This window comes from Luteolibacter sp. LG18 (genome assembly GCF_036322585.1).
Classification (GTDB): Bacteria; Verrucomicrobiota; Verrucomicrobiia; order Verrucomicrobiales; family Akkermansiaceae; genus Luteolibacter.
In genome coordinates this window covers 3,796,837-3,811,787 of the sequence record NZ_AP024600.1, presented here as the reverse complement: position 1 = coordinate 3,811,787, position 14,951 = coordinate 3,796,837, and the positions used below count along the sequence as shown (strand labels likewise).

Genomic DNA, 14,951 nt, shown 5'->3' with positions numbered 1-14,951 from the left:
AAACCGCGGGCACCGCCGGTAGGATGCCCGCGCTGGAGAAACAAAGGTTACTCCTTGCCGCCGAAAAGCCCCTTCAGGCCGCCCATGAGGCCGCCGAGCGCACCGAGGTCCGGCATGTTGCCAGCCATCACCTCGTCCACCATGCCCTGGTATTCGGAAGGCACCTTGGACTTGATGAAATCCACCACCGCCTGGATGGCCTGGTGGGATTGCTCGGGGCTGAGACCGAGGGACGCGAGCTTGTCTTCGAGTTCTTTCATGGATTCGGGTGGTTCGGGAAATGAAGGGCGGGAGTCACGCCTCCCGCGATCCCACTGGGTAGCGCAGCGCGGATCCGGATTCCATCAAAACCATCGGCGGGCACCGGTCCGGTTGACCCGCGGCGGGATTCTGTCATACCTTGCCCACCGCGATGCCGGGATGGCGAAATTGGTAGACGCGCCTGACTTAGGATCAGGAGCCGCAAGGCGTGCAGGTTCGAGTCCTGTTCCCGGCACCATCACCTCGGTGACGAATGAGGACTGTCTGGCGTCTTGCCTTTCGATGACAGCGGAGGCTAGCCTAACAGCGGATGACATGTCATCCGGCTCCACCCTTGCCATCCCGTCCCGATGAAATCCTCCGGTCCCGCGGCCCTCGCCCTGCTGTCCCTGGCGCTCGCTTCCTGCTCCACCTCCACGATCACCGTGGGCCTGGACAACGCCCGCTTCCAGAACGGCTACCTGAATTCCAAGCTCATCAGCCCCGGCACGCTGCTGCTGGTCGATCCCGCGGCAGCCGATGACAAGAAGCTCACCCTGCTGCCGTCCCCGGACATCGCGAACAATTCGCTGGTCTCCGGCCCCGGCGGCACGGAACTCATCTCCAGCGCCTCCTCCGGCCTCGCCATCAGCGGCGCCGTGCCCGCCGGTGGAGTGCCCGCCGAGGTGCAGGCGAATATCGCCAAGCAGACCTCCGTGACGCTGAAGCAGTTCGTGTCCTCGCGCTTCTCGGATCCGGAATTCATACTCAACGAGGCTGACTACGCCACCCACCGCACCGAGTTGGGCCAGCAATATGCCGGCGCTCCGGGCGTCCGTTTCCTGTTCATCGCCGGAGCCACCAAGGCAGACGAGGTGCACATCTCCTCCGGCACCCCGGAGGGCAAGGACAACGGACTCGTGGTGAGCGTGGCGGGCAAGGACTACAAGGTTACCTTCACCAGCGCCAAGGAAGCCTCCTGGCAGGGCCAGAAGGAGCCCGTCTTCATCCAGCCGCGCCTCTACAAGCTCGTCCGGGATGGCAACGGCGGCACCGGCTACCGCTTCGTGGAAGACCGCTCCAGCCGGATCGACATCACCGGCGCGCTGAACAACGCCTCGACGTTCTGAGCGAGGCCGCTTTCCGCAACTGCGTTGTCACCCAAGCCGCCACGGAAAGCTAGCTCGGGCTCAGCGGCGTCGTGTCCTCCGGATTGTCATCGTCGTCGATATCCTCATCCACCGAGGATTCGATCTCGCGGCGCAGGCGCTTCGAAATGAGCGGACGGATCAGCCCATACAGCAGGTACATGCTGAACAGCACCACCGGCATCACGTAGCGGAACTTCACCGTGACCACGATCAGTACCGCGGCGAGGACGATGGCCCACAGGGTGCCCCGCGTGCGGAAGTCCACCTTCTTGAAGCTCGGATAGCGCACGTCGCTGATCATCAGGGCGGAGAGGCCCAGCATCGCCCCGGCCAAGCCGTATTTCCAGAAACCCAGTTCACGGTCGGTGCGGTAAAGGTCGATGATCAGGAAGGTCAGCGAGGCGATGAAGCCCGCGGCCATCGGGATCGGAATCCCGCGGAACTCGGCCTTGTCGCCCGGTTTCTTCGGCAGCAGCGCGAGGCAGTTGAACCGCGCGAGGCGCATCGCGCCGCAGAGCAGATACACGAAGGCCAGGATCCAGCCGACATTGGCTGGAAGCGGGAACAGCACCGCCTTCGACACCAGCATCGCCGGCGCCATGCCGAAGGACACGATGTCCGCCAGCGAGTCGAACTCACGGCCAAAGGGGGAATCCTGCCCGCCCAGCCGCGCCAGGCGACCATCGAGCAGGTCGAACAGGCACGAGCCGAAGATCAGCAGTATGGCATACTCATAGTATTGCCGGGAGACCTCGTAGTACTCCTTCGCCACCAGCGCCCCGTCGCCCGCCGCCCGCTGGACTTCCAGCAAGCCCTTGAAAATCATCAGCACGGCGAAAAACCCGCACGCCAGATTGCCCGCCGTCATCAGGTTCGGCAGGAAGTAGATCTTCGGTTCGTCCGGGTCTCTCTCGCGGGGCATCGTGCGGCCTTTCTCCCACAGGACCGCCCGGGGAGACAGAAAAATCAGGACCGGTGCCGGGAAATCCCGGTAACCGGGATATGGCCGATTTCCTCACATTCACGGTTCAATTTCGCCGGTAGGGTATTAGCCTGCGTCCATGCCGCAGCCGCCGATCACCCCCGACACGAAGATGGGAGACATCATGGACGCTCTCCCCGGAGCGCGCCGCGCCCTCTTCGCCCGCTACCATCTCGGTGGCTGCTCGAGCTGCGCCTTTTCCAACGACGAAACCCTGGCCGAGCTCTGCCTCCGCGCGGAAAACCTGCCGGTGGACGAAGTAATCGCCCATCTGCTGGACAGCCACTCCCACGACCTGGAAATGCTCGTGTCCCCCGCCGGTGCCAAAGCGAAGCTCGACTCCCCCGCCCCGCCGCGGCTGGTCGACATCCGCACCCGCGAGGAATTCGAAGCCGTCGCCGTGCCCGGCTCCGAATTCTTCACCCAAGAACTCCAACAGCAGCTTTTCGCCAGCGATCCGGCCACCGTCGTCCTGTTGCTCGACCACAGCGGCCGCAACGTCCTCGACATGGTCGCCTGGTTCCGCGGCCACGGGCTGAAAGAGACCTACGGCGTGACCGGTGGCATCGATGCCTGGAGCCGCGAGGTCGACAAATCGCTGCCGCGCTACCGCGTCGAGATGGATTGAGGGAGTTGAGGCTTCAGCCGAGGAAGGTCTTCCGGGAGGCGGAGGCTCCGGATGTGGATCGGCATGGGAACAGACTTCCCTCCTTGAAAGCCGGTGCACGATCGCGCTGTATCGACACCGCACTTTTGTACGTCTGTCATGAACCGCCGCCATTTCCTCGCCACCGGGGCCCTCGCCGCCCTGCCTTCCGTTCTCCACGCCGATGAGACACCGGCCCCCGCTCCGGCATCTCGCCCGAACCGGATCGGCATCTCGTCCTACTCGTTCTGGGGATTCAACCGCGAGGACCTGCGCCCGATCGATGTCTGCATCGAGCACGCGGCGCGGATGGGCTTCGATGGCTTCGAGATCCTCCAGAAGCAGCTCACTTCGTGGGAACCGGCGGAGCTGATGAAGATCAAGCGCCGCGCGTTCCTGCTCGGGCTCGACCTGATGGGCTACTCCACCCACCAGGGGTTCCTGTCCCCGGACAAGGAAAAGCGGCAGAAGAACCACGACCACACCCTCGCCTGCTTGGAACAAGCCTACAACCTCGGCATCCCGACGATGCGGGTGAACTCCGGCACCTGGGGCACCACCAAGGACTTCGACGAACTCATGCAGAAGCGCGGCGCGGATGATCCGCTCCCAGGCTTCACCGAAGACGATGCCTACCCTTGGGTGATCGAGGCCTATGGCAAGCTCGCCGGGGAAGCCGGCAAACGCGGCGTGGTGATGGGCCTTGAAAACCACTGGGGCCTCGGCCGCACGCCGCAGGGCGTGAAGCGCGTGGTGGATGCTGTCAATTCGCCCTGGCTGAAGGTCACGCTCGATACGGGCAATTTCCTGGAGGATCCCTACGACCGCCTCGCCATGCTGGCGAAGGATACGGTGCTCATGCAGGCGAAGACGTATTACGGCGGAGGCGTGTGGTACACGCTCGAACTCGATTACCCGCGCATCGCGAAAATCATGAAGGACGCCGGATACACCGGCTACGTGTCTCTGGAGTTCGAGGGCAAGGAAGACCCGCTCACCGCGATCCCGAAGAGCCTTGAAATGCTGAGGAAGGCGTTCGCCTAGGTATCACAAGTTTTCAACTTGTGAGCGTGGGCGGCGGAGCGTGGAGAAATACCCGCAAGCTGCCCCGGGATTCCGCTCGCCCATGCGCAAGTTGCAAACTTACGCTACTTCACCGCCTGTAATTCCCGGAGGGCGTCGTTCTTCAGCGAGCCATCCGGGAAATCCTCCACCCATCTACTAGCTTCCTCGTAATCGGCCCGCGCCCAGCGCTGGATCACGGACACCACCGCGCGGTTCTGCACGGCACCGGGACGGATCTCGTCGGCCGCCAGGGTGGCGGCATTGGCCGGGGATTTCTCACCGGTCGCGGTGACCCAGCCGGTGATCGCCTCGTCCCGTTCATCGGGATCGCTCCTGCCCTTCGCCCACGCCAGGGCGGAGGCCTGATCCTGCACGGACCACTCGGCCACCAGGTGGGACATCAATTGCTTCCGCTTGTCGCCGGGAGGCAACTCCTCCGCCGCATCGAGCGCGGTGGCTAGGTCGGTGGCGACACAGTTCCAGGAAAGCTGTTCCAAAACGGCGAGACGTTCGCGCTCATCCTCGAGGCCCTTCGCCCAGGCCAAACCCGCCGCCGGATCCTTCTCCGCGTAACGAGCCACCTCTTCCGCCCGTTTCGCCGCGGCATCGTCGCCGGCGGTCGTGACCACTTCGGTCGCCACCGCGGCAGGGCGCGCACGGCGGTCCGGACGGCCGCTGCCGGACACACTGGCCGAGGCGGCATGCGATGGCTTGCCCGGATCGATTCCATCATTCCCCTTCTTCCCGTCGCAAGCGGCGAGGAGCAGCAGGGGCGCGGCGAACAGGACAAACCGGAGCGGACGCATCGATCCATCCAAGCGCGGATCGCGGCATTCCGCCAGCATCGATTTCCCGAAAAAGGGGCGGGCGGCGGACCAGTCGTTCCCCGACCGATACCGCCGCCCGCTTGGATTCACTCAACTCAACCCGGCCGTCACGGAGTCACCGTGATATTGTCGAAGGTCGAGGCGTTCAGCCCGGTCGTGTTGCCGCTGCCCACGGCCACGCCGATGTAGCAGTTGCTCGCCATCGTCACCGTCTGGCTGCCCACCGTCGTCCAGCTCGTCCCATTCGTGCTGCTGTAGGCCGTGATGACATTGCCCACGCGGGTCAGGCGCACCCACACGTTCGGAGCCGTCGCCGTGCCGCTGTTCGCGGTGGTCGTGCTGCCGCCCGCCGTGGTGCGGTAGGTCCAGGTGAAGGCACCCGAGCCATCCGTGCCGAGGAACACGTGCGCCGAATTCGCCGACAGCGTGTCGCGGATCATCACCCCGATCCGCGAGCTGGTGCCGGTGTTGGCGAAGCTCGGGATGCGCACCGTGATGTCGCCATCCGCGGTCAGCGCCTGGTAGGTGTAGCGCAGTCCGTCCGCGGTCCCTCCCACCACGCCCGCGCCGTTCAAGGTATGGACGTTGTTGAAGAACTCCGAGCGGCCCGCCACACCGGTGGTGCCGATGTCACCGGTCACCCATGGCGAGGGATACGGCGTGACCGTCACGTTGTCGAAGGTCGCCGTGCTGGCCGTGGTGGTGGAGGTGGAGTCCACCGCCAGACCCACGCGGATCGTGCTGCCCATCGTCACCGTTTCCTGGCCGACCTGCGTCCACGTCGTGCCGTTGGACGACACGTAGGTGGTGAACAGGGAACCGCAGCGCGTCACGCGCACCCAGTTGTTCGGGTAGGCGTTGAGCGCCGGTCCGGCGATGTGGCTGCTGCTTGCACCCGTGGTCGCTCGATACTGGTTGGCGAAGCCGTTGGACGGCGTCACCACCATCATCGCGTGGGCCGATCCGGCGGCGGTGGTGTCACGCATCATGACACCGGCCTTCGCCCAGCCACCGGTATTCGTCTGCGAGGTCACGCGGGCGCGGATCTCGCCGTCACCCGTCATCGAGGTGGAGGCGTATTGGAACGCATCGGCCGTGCCCCAGATGTCCGCGCCTGCTCCACTGATCGTGTAGAGGCCGGTGCCCGAGGTGTAGCCGCTGGAACCCACGACACCGGTGCTGCCGATGTCCCCGGCGGTCCAGCCGGAGGGCAAGGCGCCGTAGACCGTGACACTCAGCGAGGCGGTGGCGCTCTGGCCATCCGGATCGGTGACGCTCACCGAGTAGCTGCCGGTGCCCGCGTCGCCCGCCGCCGGTGTGCCGGACAGCGTGCCATTCGAGGCGACCGTGAGCCACGACGGGCCGGAGACCTTGGCGAAGGTCAGCACGTCGGTGTCGGCGTCGGTCGCCTTGCCCACCAGGGTGCCGGCGTAGGTGGAACCCACGGTGGCATTGGTGAGGGTATACGAGCCAGCGGTGAAGGCCGGCGCGCGGTTGGCGATCAGACCGTCATGGATCCCGTTGAGCTCGCTGGCGCTGAGCGCACGGGTGTAGAGACGCACTTCATCGAGCAGGCCCTTGAATCGCTTGTTGTTGTCACGCTGGTCCCAGCCGATCGACATGGTGAGCGTGGACACCAGGCTCTTGGCCGTGCCGGAGGCGGTGGCCAGCGGGTTGCCATCCACATAGACGGTGCCGGTGGTGCCGCTGCGGGTGGCGGCGACGTAGTGCCACTGGTTGTCGTTCACCAGGCCGTAGGTCGTCGGGGTGGTGATGTCGAACTGGTAGCCGCCGTTGTAGATGTAGAACTCGACGGTGCCGTTGGACAGCACCTGGAGTCCATACTCCCCGTTGTAGCCGGAGCCGGTCGCATCGCGCTGCTGGATGATCACGCCCGTGCCGGAGCCCGAAGCGATCTTCACCCAGGCACCGACCGTGAAGTCACCGGTGCCGGACAGCGACGGGGCGTTGCCGAGCGTGATGCCGTCATCGGTGCCGTCGAGGTTCAGGGCATTGCCCACGATGCCGGCGGTGGATGCCGGGCTGCCGGCGAGGGTGCCATCCTGCACGCGGCCGGTGGCGTCATCGGCATTGGTGCCGGAGGTTTCGTCGAGTTTCCACCAGCCGCGGAGGTTGGTGTAGATCGAACCCGGAACCGAAGCGTTGTCGAACGGCGCTGTGCCAACGGTGAACTCCAAGCCGGTCGGCGAGCCATCGCCATCCGGATCGGCGGCGAGGTCGGGGATGATCACGTTGATCGTCAGCGTGGTCTCGGCATAGGCCCCCGTTCCATCGGTGGCGCGCACCGTGAAGACGTTGGCGCTGCCGCCGTCGGCGAGCCCCGGAGTACCGGAGAGCGCACCATTCGAAGCCACCGTGAGCCACGCTGGACCGGACACCTTGGTGTAAGTGAGCGTGTCACCGGCATCGATGTCGCTGGCGCTGCCCGCGATCGTGTTGCCGGTGTAAGGCATGCCCGAAGTCGCATCCGGAGCCGTGAGGGCGGAGGCGAAGGTCGGGGCATCGTTCACGTTCACCACCGTGATGTTGAGCGTCGCGTTGACGTTGGCACCCGCGGCATCGGTCACCTTCACGGTGAAGCCGTTTGCCCCCACATCGGAGTTTCCGGGCGTGCCGGAGAGCGCTCCATTCGAGGCAACGGACAACCAGGCCGGACCGCTCACCTTCGAGAAGGTGAGGCTGTCGCCCGCATCCACATCGGTGCCATAGCTGGCGATCGATCCGGAATACGCGCTGTCCTCGGTGGCATTGCCGCCGGTGATCGGGTTCGCGGTGAAGACCGGAGCATCGTTCACATTGGCCACCGCGATGTTGAGCGTCGCGTTGACATTGGCACCGGCGGCATCGGTCACCTTCACGGTGAAGGCGTTCGCACCCACGTCACCGTTGAGCGGCGTGCCGGAGAGCGCGCCATTCGAGGCCACGCTGAGCCAAGACGGACCGGACACCTTCGAGAAGGTGAGCGTGTCGCCCGCATCGATGTCGGAGCCGTAGCTGGCGATCGATCCGGAATACGCGCTGTCTTCCGTGGCACCGGCACCCGTGATCGGGTTCGCGGTGAAGGTCGGGGCATCGTTCACGTTGATCACCGTGATGTTCAGCGCGGCATTGACGTTCGCACCGGCGGCATCCGTCACCTTCACAGTGAAGGCGTTCGCACCGACGTCGCTGTTACCCGGCGTGCCGGAAAGTCCGCCATTGGAAGCAACGCTCAGCCAGGCCGGACCGGACACCTTCGAGAAGGTGAGCGTGTCGCCCGGGTTGATGTCGGCACCGTAGGAGGCGATGGAACCGGAGTAGGCGCTATCTTCAGTAGCATTGCTGCCGCTGATCGGATTCGCCGTGAAGGTCGGAGCCGCGTTCGGCACCGTGAACGAGGAGGCGATGGATGTCACCGAGCCGCCGCTGTAGACCGCCTTCGCGGTGAAGCTATGGCTGCCCACGGTGGCATTGTTCGTCCAGTTGATGGAATACGGGGAGCTGCCGTCGGAACCGACAAGCGAGCCATCCACGTAGAACTCCACCGACGTCACCGGCAAGCCCACAGCCACCACGTTCGCCGAAACGGTCACGCTGGTGCCGGAGGTCAGGCTGCTGCCATCCGCCGGAGCCCCGACATTGACGCTCGGCACCACTGGAGCTGCCAGGAACTGCGGGAAGATCGCCGTGGTCGGGATGGCCGCACGGCTGATGCCGGGACCCTGCCAGGCCACCGAAGCATGGTCACCGCCACCGCCCTCGTAGTGCTGGACCTCCATGTAATACACCTTGCCCGCGGTGAGCGTGAAGGTCGCGGACTTCTGCGACGACTGCGAATCCCACGACTGGAATCCGGTGTAGCCGCTGACGTTCGCGATCTGCGCCTTGTTCGCCGCGGTTTCATCCGTGCTCAGGTAGAGGCGGGAATCATCGTCCGAGGCGATCCAGAACGTGTAGTCGCCGGTGGTCGGCACCTGGATGTAGCCCGTGAGCTGGCGCGAGTAGCTGTCCGCCACGTTCTGAGGCGTGGTGAACGTCGTCAGCGAACCGGTGTAGTTGGTCGTTCCAGTCCAGGTGTTGGTGTTGTAGGCCGTGGCACCCGCGAAGCGCTTCTCGCTCACACCCGCCACTGCGGGCGGATTGCACACCACCTTGAACGAACCGTCACCGGTCGAGCCCGCGTTGTCGATCGCGCGGACGATGAGATGGCGGACGCCCGGATTCGGCAGCGAGCCGGGAACCTGGAGGGTCACCTGGCCGCTGGAGTTGATCGCGAACAGGTTGCTTTCATTGCCCGCAACGATCGTCCAACCGGTGATGCTGCGGCCGGACGCCGGGGTGGCGGTCGCCGTTCCCAGCACCGTGCCCACACTCATGGCGGAGGTGGCGTTCACCTGGGTGGCACCCACGACCGGCGCGTTCGCGTCGAGCAGGGTGATGGTCGTCGAGGACGGCGCGGTGAGCGAGGCACCGGACGGGCTCGACAGCGACACCACGATGCCTTCCGGCGCTTCACCGATCGCATCGGTGAGAATGCTCAGCGGCAGGGCCTTCATCTGCTCGCCGCTGTTGAAGGTCAGCGTGCCGTTTGTCAGCGAGTAGTCGCTGCCATTGGTCGCCGTGCCGGTGGAGCTGTAGTTCACCGTGATCGGCGTGGAGCCGGCCGGGCGATCGAGCAGCACCTGGAGCATCGGCTCGGAGCCATCGCCCTCCACACGCGTGGTCGAGGCGGTGAGCATGCGGACGGTGCGCGGCGCGGTATCGGCGATCGGCGAAACGATCGGCGTGCGGCTGAAGCCCGGACCCTGCCAGGCGACGGAGACGTGGTCGCCCCCTCCACCTTCCTGGTGCTGGACCTCCATGTAGTAGCTCTGGCCCGCAGTCAGCGTGATGTTCGCAGACTTCTGCGAGGTGTTCGCATCCCAGTCCTGGAAATTCGTCCAGCCGCTGACGGTGGCAATCTGCACCTTGTTCGCAGCGGTGGCGTCCGTGCTCAGGTAGAGACGGGAGGCATCATCGGAAGCAACCCAGAAGGTGTAGGTGCCGGTGGTGGGAGCGGTGATCAGACCGGTGAGACGGCGCGAATAACTGTCCGCGACATCCTGGGCCGGAGTGAACGATTCCAACAGGCCGGTGTAATCCGGCGTCACCGAGTTCCAGGTGTTGTTGGTGTAAACGGAACCGGTATTCCAGCGTTCCTCGGTGACAAGGGCCGGAATCTGATCATCGAAGATCAAAACGCTCTCCGTGCCCTTGTTCGCCGTGATGCTGGCATTCGTGGCCGCCGTCAGTTGCAGGACCGCGGTCTCGCCACCTTCCACATAACCGTCGTTCTTCACGCGGATGCGGACGTTCTTCGAGGTTGTGCCCGGGGCGAACGTCAGCGTGGCGTAGGGAATCGGAGCATTGCCATTGGCGGCATCCACGAAGCCCCAGTCGACGTCGTCGCCCATGGCATCGCCACCGTTCGCGATGACCCGGACCGTGATCGTGTTCGCGGAAGACGCGGAGAGCACCACCGGCAGGTCGCGGTATTCACCGAGCGCGCCGGGTTGCTCGCTGGTGGAAATCGCCGTCTGTTGGAAGCCCACGGTGACCGTGGCGGCATCGTTGTCCGTGATCTCGAAGGTGGCCGAGGCCGGGAAGTCCACGCTGTAACCGGTGCCGGCGGCCACCGTCGCGGTGACGGTTTCCGTTCCCTCCACCAGCGCGTCATCCACCGGGGTGACCGGGACGAGCACGCCTGAATCGCCATCCGCAATCACGCAGGTGCCGCTCATGGTGGCGTAGTCGGTGCCGTTCGTGGCGGTGCCGGACATGGTGTAGTTCACCGTCAGCGCACCGGTGGTGCCGACCGCGCGGGAGAAGTAGAAGTTCGCCGTGGTCGGCCCGGATTCGGACGGGGTCTGGTTGTAGGTCGAGACCATCACGCGTTCGCTGCCGCTGTCGTTGTCGCGGATCAGCGCGGTGGCGGACGGGTCGTTGTAGACCTTGTAGCCGGTTCCCGGGGTGATCGTCGCCACCACGGTTTCAGTCGGCTCGGCGGTGGTGTCGTTGGTGATCGGGATCGTGACGGTGGTGTCGTTCGATCCATTCACCGGAACACTGACACTGCCGGAAAGCGCGGTGTAGTCGCTGCCCGCGGTGGCGGTGCCGCCGACGGTGTAGTTCACCGTGACGTTGCCGCTTCCCGTGCCGATGGTGTGGAAGATCAGCGTCGCGTTCGAGCCACCTTCCGTGCCGATCGATCCCGCGCGAACGGTGACGAGCACCGGATCGTTGTTGTCCGTGATCGTAACCGTTCCCTGATAGGCGGAACCGATGCTGTAGGCGTTGTTGAAGGTGCTCAGCGAAAGCACGACGGTTTCCGCCGGCTCGCCGATGTCATCGTCATACGGCGTGATCACCACCGGAGCGCTGGTGGCCCCGGCCGGGATCGTCACCTGGCCGGTGAGGGCCATGTAGTCGGTGCCGTAGGAAGCGGTGCCGGTGAGGCCGTAGTAAACGGTCAGCGGAGCCGAGGTGTCGCCGGTGCGGGTGAGAAGGAAGGTGCCGGTATCCTGGCTCCCTTCCGACGCATCCGGATCCGGAACGCTCACGGTCACCACCGGTGTGTCGTCATCGGTGATGATGACGCTGGCCGTGGTGGCGCTGGCATCGCGGAGGTAGGCGGCGTTCGTGCTGATGGTGGCCACCACGTCCTCCGGCACCTCGATGAGGCTGTCGTTGGTCGGAGTCACCACCACATCCACCGAGCTCTGGCCCGTGGGAATCGTCACCGTGGTCGGCAGCGTGGTGCAATCGGTGCCATTGGTGGCGGCACCGCTCCAGGCGACAGTCACATTCAGCGCCGCCGCCGTCGAACCGGTGCGGGTGAAGGTGAACTTGCCGGTGTCGGTGCTGGACGGCGCTTCCGTCGCGTAAGGATCGGGCGCGGTCACGGCCACCAGCGGCAGCGTGGTGTCGTTGTCATTGAGCGTCATCACCACCGAGTTCGAACTGCCGGAAACATAACCGGCGGACGAGGCGAGCTGGAGGGTGATGGTTTCCGGGCCTTCGGCGGCGGTGTCGTTGACCGCGGCCACCGCCACATCGAGCGTGGCGGAACCGGCCGGAATTGTGAACGACTTGTAGGAACCCGACGCCACGTAGGCCGGCGTGAAGGTGTAGTCCGTGGTCATGGTGGCCGTGCCGCCCACGGGCGAAACGAGCACCACCAGATCCGCGGAAGTGTCACCGGTGCGGGTCAGGCGGAAGTTTCCGTTCGAGCCACCCTCGGTCGGGTCCGCGGTCTTCGTCAGCGTCACCAAGGTCGGCACGGCGCTGGTCCAGTTCACCGTGTTCGTGCCCGCGACCACCGTGTAGGGATTCGCGGTGGACGGGGTGAAGGTGTAGCCAGGCAGCGAAGCCGTGAGCGTGGTGGAGCCGGTGGCCAGCCCCGGCAGCGAGTAGGTGCCGTCGGCATTGGTGAAGGCATACTTGCTGCCGTTGCCGATCATCACGCCCGCCAGCGGGTTGGTGCCGTCGGTCACCGTGCCGGTGATCGCCTGCTTGCCGTGCGAGCCAACGTTGATCACCACCGAGCGCCGCACCGAGCCGCCCTTCATGTCGGAAACGGTCAGCATCGCGTTGACTTGCGCGGCGGTGCTGAAGGTACGGGTGAAGGTGGAAGTGTTCGTGCCGTAGACGCCGTCATCGAACTGCCAGAAGTAGGCGAGCGGGTCGCCATTGGCATCCGAGGCGGTGGCCGTGAAGGTCACGCTGCCACCCGCCGAGATCGTCGTGGCGGATGCACCGAGCGTGGCGGTCGGCGCCACATTGCCCGGAAATGGACCACGGTTGTAAACGACATCCAGGGACGGCGGCGTGGTCGCGTTTTCGGCCACCACGGTGAAGTGCTGGTCGGATTCCCAGTCGGAATAGGTGCGCCCCTCCGCGATGCCGGCGTCGCTCTTGCCGCTCGGCGTGCCGGGCGTGGTGTCGACCAAATGGCCGGCGTTGCTACCCATGCCGTTGTAGAGCACCAGCGCCTGGTCCGCGAGCAAACCGCCGCGGGCCGGATGGTACTCGATGTTGTAGCCGCGGATGCTGTCCTTCGCGACGTTGATCGCGTAGCGCTTCCCTTCCTCCAGCTGCGGCTGGTCGTAGGCGTAGATGCGGTACAGGCCGCTGGTCTTCGGCGAGTGGAAATAGTTCGATGGGAGCCAGCCGAGCTGGCGCTTGCTGATCGTGTTGTAGTGCGCGGAGAAACCACCGCTGCCGCCCATCACGTCATACGGGTTACCGTATTCCTGGTTCGCGCCGGTGCCGTAGGCCGTGCCGTCGGTGGTGCTCCAGTAGTTCGCGTGACTCAGTCCGAGCGAGTGGCCGCACTCGTGGTTCAGCACGTCCATGCCGTCCCAGCTCACCCACACGCTGCTGCCGCCACCCCACGAGGCACCGCCGAGACGCGGGCCGCCGTTGACGCGGACGATGATGCAGTCGAACTGCCCCGGATCATATCCGAGCGCCTTCGCCGCGGCCCGGGAATCATTGTGAACAAGGCCCAGGCCGTTCACCTCACTGTCCTTGTCGATGTACCACTTCTGCGTGTGCGGCAGCGTGACCAGCGGCGTGAACGTCGTGGTCTGGGTCATCTTCCCGTAGGAGCTCTCGATGTAGTAACGCGCGTTGTTGCGCATGTCGTTGTACGCGCCCTCCTCGGTGTTCGGAGGGCTCGTCTGCTCCTGGTAGATCACCCGGATGTAGAGGCACTTGAACGCGCCGATCGAGCGCGACGAGGTGCCGGGGTAATTGTCCATGAAGAAGCCGCCGCCACCCGAGCCGCTGGCCTGGACGTAAGTGCGGTAGTTGTCCTCCAGCACGGCCACGTGCGAGCCGTTGCAAAGCGTGATGATCGTCTCGCCGATCTGCACAGTCGGCGTGTCCTGGGTCACCGCCGCGCCGGTCGAGACGGACTCGGTGGTCTTCCCGGACACCGGGCAGGTCTCCTGCACCGTGGCTCCCGCGGGAATCTTCTCGCCGACATCCAGCGCGCGCACCGCGTTCGATGCCACCGCGAACTCACGGCCATCCGCGTAGCCCTGCAGCGGGGTGTTCGGCAGCGAGGACAGATCCTTCAGCTCCTCCGGAACGTGCGCCTTGTAGCTCACGCCATTGGCTTCGAAATAGCGCATCGTCAGCGCCTCCGCGGGAATCTCGACTCCCGGTTGCGGACGGCCCTTGTAAACTTCGAAACTGCCCACGGTGGAAACCGGGGTCTCGAGCTGGCTCACGATCTCCTTGGGAAGATCCTGCCGCTCCACGCGGGTCACCGCGCGGTCCACCGCCTGGCGTGGATCGAAGGAGATCAGCGCGCGGTATTCCGGACGGCGCTCACCGGCCAGCCGGCTCCCCTCCTCCACCAGCGCCTGCCGCTCTTCCGGCGTGGCGTTCTTCCACTTCACCTTCCATGCGTCGAACGCATCGAGTTTCGCGAAGTCCGGCTCACGGGGTTTCTCGGTAGCCCACGCGCCGAAATCGCGGGCGGGTTCGACATTCGCCACGTCGGCGGCCACCTCTTGAACGGCGGCGACGGCTCCGGAAACCGGATCGGCGGCGGGATTGACCTGCTCCGCCTGCGCCTTCGCGCGGGCTGAAGCAGCGGGAGTGGTCGGGGTGGCGTTGCCGGGTGAATGCGGCCGGAAGACAACAGCCGTTCCGGCGGCAAGCAACGCGCCAAGGCAGATCACGGAGGATCGGCGGGGTTTCATGGGTTTAGATGCGAGGTATGGAATGAACGAAAAAGCCGCGAAACAGGTGATCCCGTCCGCGGCTTGCGACTCACTGATGCAGGCGAGCACCTGTTCCTCCAACCTGCCCCAGGGCGACCCGATCCGGGACCACCAGGGTCACGGAGAGGATCGGACCACCAGCCCCCACACAAATCCGCCATTTGTCAAACGACACCCGTATAGGGATCGAGTGGGGACGGATCAGGTTTCGCACGGGAACGGGACAGCTTGGGTTTCCAAATGCAATAGTGCGGCGTCCAAAATTGG

The 14,951-nt window shown here is 65.2% G+C and carries 7 protein-coding genes and 1 tRNA gene; 4 read left to right on the top strand and 4 right to left on the bottom strand.

Translation table 11 applies throughout. The features are described from left to right. Window positions 1–47: 47 nt before the first annotated feature. Window positions 48–260: a hypothetical protein gene (locus llg_RS15255; protein ID WP_338285543.1), complete on the bottom strand. Its 213-nt coding sequence runs from the start codon at window positions 258–260 to the stop codon at window positions 48–50. Between the two features lie 154 nt (window positions 261–414). On the opposite strand from llg_RS15255, the gene llg_RS15250 reads away from it, so the two are divergent. After that, window positions 415–499, top strand: a tRNA-Leu gene (locus llg_RS15250). A gap of 112 nt (window positions 500–611) precedes the next feature. Next, window positions 612–1,370, top strand: coding sequence for a hypothetical protein (locus llg_RS15245; RefSeq protein ID WP_338285542.1), 759 nt, complete (start codon window positions 612–614; stop codon window positions 1,368–1,370). Between the two features lie 49 nt (window positions 1,371–1,419). Here llg_RS15245 and pssA read toward each other — a convergent pair whose 3' ends face one another. Next, window positions 1,420–2,313, bottom strand: coding sequence for a CDP-diacylglycerol--serine O-phosphatidyltransferase (gene pssA, locus llg_RS15240; protein WP_338285541.1), 894 nt, complete (start codon window positions 2,311–2,313; stop codon window positions 1,420–1,422). A gap of 139 nt (window positions 2,314–2,452) precedes the next feature. Between pssA and llg_RS15235 the strand changes: the two genes are divergently transcribed. Both llg_RS15235 and llg_RS15230 read left to right on the top strand, forming a co-directional pair. Continuing rightward, window positions 2,453–3,001 carry a rhodanese-like domain-containing protein gene (locus llg_RS15235; RefSeq protein ID WP_338285540.1) on the top strand — a complete coding sequence of 183 codons (549 nt, stop codon included), beginning with the start codon at window positions 2,453–2,455 and terminating at the stop codon, window positions 2,999–3,001. 138 nt (window positions 3,002–3,139) lie between these two features. Next, window positions 3,140–4,063 (top strand): sugar phosphate isomerase/epimerase family protein, encoded by a 924-nt coding sequence (locus tag llg_RS15230; protein ID WP_338285539.1) that lies wholly within the window; start codon window positions 3,140–3,142, stop codon window positions 4,061–4,063. A 104-nt stretch (window positions 4,064–4,167) separates the two neighbouring features. On the opposite strand, the gene llg_RS15225 is transcribed toward llg_RS15230, so the two are convergent. Continuing rightward, window positions 4,168–4,890 carry a hypothetical protein gene (locus llg_RS15225; RefSeq protein ID WP_338285538.1) on the bottom strand — a complete coding sequence of 241 codons (723 nt, stop codon included), beginning with the start codon at window positions 4,888–4,890 and terminating at the stop codon, window positions 4,168–4,170. A 128-nt stretch (window positions 4,891–5,018) separates the two neighbouring features. Next, window positions 5,019–14,663 (bottom strand): Calx-beta domain-containing protein, encoded by a 9,645-nt coding sequence (locus llg_RS15220; RefSeq protein WP_338285537.1) that lies wholly within the window; start codon window positions 14,661–14,663, stop codon window positions 5,019–5,021. Window positions 14,664–14,951 lie beyond the last annotated feature (288 nt).

Bases quoted from the DNA above. Each gene is read 5' to 3' on its own strand.
- llg_RS15255 (WP_338285543.1), bottom strand. From the start codon at position 260: ATGAAAGAACTCGAAGACAAGCTCGCGTCCCTCGGTCTCAGCCCCGAG.
- llg_RS15245 (WP_338285542.1), top strand. From the start codon at position 612: ATGAAATCCTCCGGTCCCGCGGCCCTCGCCCTGCTGTCCCTGGCGCTC.
- pssA (WP_338285541.1), bottom strand. From the start codon at position 2,313: ATGCCCCGCGAGAGAGACCCGGACGAACCGAAGATCTACTTCCTGCCG.
- llg_RS15235 (WP_338285540.1), top strand. From the start codon at position 2,453: ATGCCGCAGCCGCCGATCACCCCCGACACGAAGATGGGAGACATCATG.
- llg_RS15230 (WP_338285539.1), top strand. From the start codon at position 3,140: ATGAACCGCCGCCATTTCCTCGCCACCGGGGCCCTCGCCGCCCTGCCT.
- llg_RS15225 (WP_338285538.1), bottom strand. From the start codon at position 4,890: ATGCGTCCGCTCCGGTTTGTCCTGTTCGCCGCGCCCCTGCTGCTCCTC.
- llg_RS15220 (WP_338285537.1), bottom strand. From the start codon at position 14,663: ATGAAACCCCGCCGATCCTCCGTGATCTGCCTTGGCGCGTTGCTTGCC.